The following is a 4,892-nucleotide window of genomic DNA, read 5'->3' as shown; positions in this document are numbered from 1 at the left end:
TACTTTAATTGGTATAAATCATAGTGTTTCGCACGTCAGTCGAATAACTTACACAAAAGATTTTCCCGCAGCCCACAGCTCTTAGCTCAGGTTTTTCCCAAAACCAACTCATGATTAGGACTACATCATTTCTGATTCCAGCTGTGAGGTGACTCGAGCATGATTTCAAACGTATATAGCTTTAAGTTTAGCATTCAGATACTCGAGCCATACGCGCTGTAGATGTTTCCTTTATTAAGTGAGCGGCTCTCAGTATTAGTTAACAGCCTTTCGGCTACGAAATCTGACTTCTGCTCTATCTGTGAATCTATAGGATACGTGTAATTAGGGCTCTATCATGGAGGCTTCTCTTAAGAACGCTAGAGCTCATAATGAGTCGACTTAATGTCTCTTGTTATGCATTGAGCTTAAAACCACTCTCGATGGTATTGAGCGACTCGTTCTAAGTACTTCAAAGGGTGAAAGTAGGCTAGATTCAGCTTAAAGGTGAGAGTCGCTAAGTGTGTTCCCAAGTGGTGCCTGAGGGGTATATAAGCTAAGAAATAGAGCATCCCTCGTATTCGTGAAGTGACGTTTACCACCCTGCGGATTTAGATTCTTTGGTTCTAGGTGCTGGTATATTAGGGGTTACCACTCTGTCTTCGATTTTGATGTGTTTGTTGACTCGATATTAATCAGTCGTGTTGACCGTTTTGCTCTGAGCATATTGATTTCTTGCTGGTTAGTTCAAGCTATGTTTTGGTTATTGCGACTAAGATGAAGCTAGAAGGTCACTACTGTTTGCTTAGTAGAAATAAAAATCCCCCAAATCATTGGCGGATAGTTTTGTGATTCTTTTCAGAATTAGATAAAGCCTTAAACCTAATGGGTCGAATTATGAAATTGAGTTTTAACTTTGAAGATGCGAGCCAGATCTTTGTGGGATCTTTTGCCTTGGCCGTGCCGATTTCTTTTTCTGAAGAGGCTTGGAAGTTAGGGGAGACTTTACCTACCGCTAATCTATTGCTGCTATTTTTACTGTCTGCGGTGTTCTTAGGCTTCTATACGTATGAGAGTGTCTTTCAAAAAGATGTTGTTGCTCGGTTGCCGGTGTTTATTTTCAGAATAGTGATTGCTTATGTTATGACGGCATTGGTCGTTGCTTTGGTACTGACTTGCCTGGACAAATTACCTCTATTGAGTGATCCCGTCGTATCGATCAAAAGAGTGATTGTTATTTCAATGCCAGCCTCTATGGGCGCTATTGTAGTGGATAGTTTTGATAAAGAGTAATCTGTGTATCAATTTGGATTGAAGTGTCTTACAGAGCTTTTCAGCGCTTACTTGATTCGTTATTTAGCTTTCTTACCTCCAAACTTAGTATTGATTTTTTCAACCGATCTCCTAGTCAATAAAATGAGTAGCAACGTACTGTGACTGACTCTTACGTGAATGTGTCGTTTGTTGTTGGGAGATTTTGAAGAGCATTAAGTAGCGAAGATTTGTAGCTTTGGAAGGATATAAAAACGGTTGGTTTCTGAATTGAATACGGTATTTGAAAGGTGAGGGTAGTTGTATTAATAAGTTAGGATCTTTAGATGCAAAAAAGCCGCATCAATGATGCGGCTTCTTTTAATTGGCTCCCCTTGCAAGACTTGAACTTGCGACATACGGATTAACAGTCCGCCGTTCTACCAACTGAACTAAAGGGGAATTGATTGTTTAGTCTCTAATCAAGAGAATGGTGCCGACTACCGGAATCGAACTGGTGACCTACTGATTACAAGTCAGTTGCTCTACCTACTGAGCTAAGTCGGCATCATGAATCAAAAAGCTTATGCTTGATGATTAACTTGGCTCCCCTTGCAAGACTTGAACTTGCGACATACGGATTAACAGTCCGCCGTTCTACCAACTGAACTAAAGGGGAATTATTCTTAAAGCTTTAAAGAAATGGTGCCGACTACCGGAGTCGAACTGGTGACCTACTGATTACAAGTCAGTTGCTCTACCTACTGAGCTAAGTCGGCACATAATATTTCTTTGTGCTTTACTGTTGTTGTCTAAGACACCAACAAATAAATTGTGGTGCCCGGAGGCGGAATCGAACCACCGACACGAGGATTTTCAATCCTCTGCTCTACCGACTGAGCTATCCGGGCGACGAGGTGTATTAAACGTGTTTTCGCGTTCTGGGTCAACATTAAATTGCAAAAAAAGTATCGTTTGATGTTTTTCTATACTTAGTGGGTTGTTTTTGCTCATTTGGGGTGAAAAACCTAGGTCTAGCATGCCCTAAAAGATAGTAAAACTACGGTTAACTACACTGAATGGGCGCCGAAATAAAAAAAGCACGTATGAAAACGTGCTTTTTTATTTGAAAATTTTCTAGGGAGTTTAGTGTTTTACTTCAAACCTATTAACCCAAGCTTCTAATTCGTTGGAAAGAGAGGCAAGAGTTTGGGTGCTGTTATGACTTTCTGTTACGACATTGCTCAGTTGGTTACCGCTCTCTTCGATCATATTGATACGCTTCGATATATCATCGCTCACCTGAGTCTGCTCAGCGGCCGCTGTTGCGATTTTATGACTCATTGATGAAATGGACTCTAATGCGACAACAATCTGTTGTAGTGCTTCAGAGGCGTTTTGAGACTCTGTTACGGTGCTTTCACTGGTCGCGGCACACACTTCCATGGTTTGAATTGCGTTGCGAGATCCCTCTTGAAGGTTATTAATCATTAATTGGATTTCTTTTGTGCTCGATTGTGTTCTGCCTGCAAGGTTACGAACCTCATCTGCTACAACAGCAAATCCACGACCTTGTTCGCCAGCTCGAGCTGCTTCAATGGCTGCATTTAGTGCCAATAGGTTAGTTTGCTCCGCTATATCACCAATCACATCCAATACTTTTGCAATGTTGTTTACATCGTTATCTAGGTTAGCGACAGCTTCGCTTGCTGTGCCTAGTTGGCCTGCTAAGCCTTGAATGTTATCTACTGTGTTGTGAATGAGTTGTTGGGTATGCTGGCTCTGTTTGTCGGCCTCGTCGGTGTTGCGCGCGGTATCGCTAGCTGAAGCAGCTACGTTATTGGCTGAAGAGGCCATCTCGGTCATTGCTGTCGCGATCATCTCTGTTGATTGCTGTTGGGTGTCTGTCAGTTGACCAATTGACCCAGCGCGATCTTCTACGCGCTGCAGTTCGCCTCTTAATGCCAGCATTGAAGCGTCAAGGTTTGATACTAGCTCAGCCAATGACTTACTCATTTGTTGTACGGCGTGATAGATACTGCCGTCAATTGCCTGAGTTTCGAAAGAGGTTTGAATTCGACCTTGTGCTACGGCTTGTACTGCTTCTCGTACGTCTTTAGGTTCGCCGCCAAGAAGCGCTAGCATGCGTTTAATGGATACAATTAGGCTCGCCAGAATAAGACCAGCAATCACGACACAAAGGAATAGCTGCCATTGAGCAGTAGACCAAAAACGAGCGTTAACTTCATTGAACCCGATACCAGTGCCGACAACCCAACCCCAATGTGGCGTTTTCTCTGCAATAGACAGTTTTTCTTCAATCGTTCCATCTGGCAGTTTTTGTGTCCAGGTGTACTCAATGATCTCGCCAGTACGATTACCAAGTACTCTTTGGATTAGCTGCCCAACACTATTGCCGTCGCCATCTTTAAAGTCGTTAAAACTGGTTCCGTGCAGTTGAGGATCTAATGGTGTCGCGATAAACGTCATGTTCTCATCGGCTACGTAAACATATTCATTATCTTTATAGATGTTGTTGCGTAGAAGGCGAGTAGCTAGTTGCTTGGCTTGCTCTTCTTCTAGTGTGCCATCAATCGCCATTTTTTCGACTTCAGTAAGAATGCTGTATGCGCTCTTAAACAGCTCTGTTACGCGAGCTTTGTTGTCCATGTTGCTAGCAACTCTTAAGGTCCATAAGCCTGTAGCCGTCAGTGCTAGCAGGGCGATCAAGATGATGCCCGATAATAAGTAAGCTTGCGTTTTTAGTTTCATATTTCCCCGCGCAGCGATTCAATAATTAGTATTAGGTATAATTCATCGAATCTTAATCTAAGTGGTGTAAGGCAGATATTAGAAAGACATCAAAGTATGATAGGGATTAAATTTTCGAAGAAAAAAAAGTAACAGGACTTGGTTCTATTTGTTTTAATGTGAATATTAGCGGGTCATGAACTTTATAAGGCGTTGGTTCTGTTGTAGTGGATATGCTTTATAGAACTTAGAATCAACTGCTGTAGTAAGAGTACTAAAAGGAGATAACTCAATTTATCGAGACTGATTAAGAGTTAGTGAGGAGCTGATGTGTATATTGAATAGAGTTTGTTTTTGTTCAAACGAAAAAAAGCCAAGTCTTTCGACTTGGCTTTCTTGAATGTGGCTCCCCTTGCAAGACTTGAACTTGCGACATACGGATTAACAGTCCGCCGTTCTACCAACTGAACTAAAGGGGAATTATTTGTGTCAACATCAGGTCTATAAAGACCATTATTTGTTAAGCACCAAATAATGGTGCCTCGAGGCGGAATCGAACCACCGACACGCGGATTTTCAATCCGCTGCTCTACCGACTGAGCTATCGAGGCAAAAGAATGGTGCCGACTACCGGAGTCGAACTGGTGACCTACTGATTACAAGTCAGTTGCTCTACCTACTGAGCTAAGTCGGCACACTAAATTCTTTGCTTAAAGAGTTAAACTCTTCAATTAAAACCTCATATAAAATGAAGTCCTTTAAAAATGGCTCCCCTTGCAAGACTTGAACTTGCGACATACGGATTAACAGTCCGCCGTTCTACCAACTGAACTAAAGGGGAATTACTTGTCTCAACATCAGGTCTATAAAGACCATTATTTGTTAAGTACAAAATAATGGTGCCTCGAGGC

Annotated in this window: 2 protein-coding genes and 9 tRNA genes; 1 reads left to right on the top strand and 10 read right to left on the bottom strand. The window is 42.0% G+C overall.

The features are described 5' to 3' along the window. Positions 1 to 876 precede the first annotated feature (876 nt). The gene (locus AB4307_RS07165; RefSeq protein WP_017060180.1) at positions 877 to 1,272 is read left to right on the top strand and encodes a DUF2391 family protein; all 396 of its coding nucleotides are present in this window, start codon (positions 877 to 879) and stop codon (positions 1,270 to 1,272) included. 344 nt (positions 1,273 to 1,616) lie between these two features. On the opposite strand, the gene AB4307_RS07160 is transcribed toward AB4307_RS07165, so the two are convergent. The 10 genes from AB4307_RS07160 to AB4307_RS07115 form a co-directional block, all read right to left on the bottom strand. Then, positions 1,617 to 1,692 (bottom strand) — tRNA-Asn (locus AB4307_RS07160). A 29-nt stretch (positions 1,693 to 1,721) separates the two neighbouring features. After that, positions 1,722 to 1,797, bottom strand: a tRNA-Thr gene (locus AB4307_RS07155). A gap of 36 nt (positions 1,798 to 1,833) precedes the next feature. Next, positions 1,834 to 1,909 (bottom strand) — tRNA-Asn (locus AB4307_RS07150). A 24-nt stretch (positions 1,910 to 1,933) separates the two neighbouring features. Next, positions 1,934 to 2,009 (bottom strand) — tRNA-Thr (locus tag AB4307_RS07145). 56 nt (positions 2,010 to 2,065) lie between these two features. After that, positions 2,066 to 2,141 (bottom strand) — tRNA-Phe (locus AB4307_RS07140). 235 nt (positions 2,142 to 2,376) lie between these two features. Further along, entirely contained in the window at positions 2,377 to 4,002 is a 1,626-nt protein-coding gene (locus AB4307_RS07135) for a methyl-accepting chemotaxis protein (protein ID WP_372131494.1), read from the bottom strand. A 382-nt stretch (positions 4,003 to 4,384) separates the two neighbouring features. Then, a tRNA-Asn gene (locus tag AB4307_RS07130) sits at positions 4,385 to 4,460 on the bottom strand. Positions 4,461 to 4,516: 56 nt separating this feature from the next. After that, a tRNA-Phe gene (locus AB4307_RS07125) sits at positions 4,517 to 4,592 on the bottom strand. A gap of 7 nt (positions 4,593 to 4,599) precedes the next feature. Then, positions 4,600 to 4,675: transfer RNA gene (locus tag AB4307_RS07120), tRNA-Thr, on the bottom strand. Between the two features lie 71 nt (positions 4,676 to 4,746). After that, positions 4,747 to 4,822, bottom strand: a tRNA-Asn gene (locus AB4307_RS07115). Positions 4,823 to 4,892 lie beyond the last annotated feature (70 nt).

The sequence above is a fragment of the Vibrio sp. 10N.261.52.C2 genome (assembly GCF_041471425.1).
In the GTDB taxonomy this organism is placed as follows: Bacteria; Pseudomonadota; Gammaproteobacteria; order Enterobacterales; family Vibrionaceae; genus Vibrio; species Vibrio crassostreae_C.
The sequence above is the reverse complement of the archived record's forward strand: the minus strand, read 5'-3'. Positions and strand labels throughout refer to the sequence as shown.

Excerpts from the sequence above, each read along its gene's own strand:
- AB4307_RS07165 (WP_017060180.1), top strand. The coding sequence starts at position 877 with ATGAAATTGAGTTTTAACTTTGAAGATGCGAGCCAGATCTTTGTGGGA.
- AB4307_RS07135 (WP_372131494.1), bottom strand. The coding sequence starts at position 4,002 with ATGAAACTAAAAACGCAAGCTTACTTATTATCGGGCATCATCTTGATC.